The organism is Burkholderia sp. SIMBA_062, from assembly GCF_046534765.1.
In the GTDB taxonomy this organism is placed as follows: Bacteria; Pseudomonadota; Gammaproteobacteria; order Burkholderiales; family Burkholderiaceae; genus Burkholderia; species Burkholderia ambifaria.
The window spans coordinates 1-270 of the sequence record NZ_JAWRYD010000279.1 but is presented as its reverse complement, the minus strand read 5'-3'; the positions used below and the strand labels follow the sequence as shown (position 1 = coordinate 270).

1 protein-coding gene is annotated in these 270 nt (G+C 52.6%); it reads right to left on the bottom strand.

The features are described 5' to 3' along the window. A partial coding sequence (locus SB786_RS36360; RefSeq protein ID WP_410731597.1) for a biotin/lipoyl-containing protein occupies window positions 1-104 on the bottom strand: 104 nt, incomplete at its 3' end. Window positions 105-270 lie beyond the last annotated feature (166 nt).

Sequence of the window (270 nt, the reverse complement as noted above, 5' to 3'; positions counted from 1 at the left end):
GTTTGCTCTTTTTCGATCACGTCGCCGGGCTTGACATTGACTTCGATGACATCGACGCCGTTGAAATCGCCGATATCTGGAACCTTGACTTCGATGAGACTCATTACTGTCCCCTTCTTGATTAGCTGCTGACAGAGGCAGAGGGCTCAACCGCTGAACGACGGCCTGACTGGAGAACGGGGACTTGGGCAGGACCACCTTTGCTGTCCGCCCAAGGACGCGCCTTTCTTTTGGTTACTTTTCTTTGGAAGACAAAGAAAAGTGACCGCC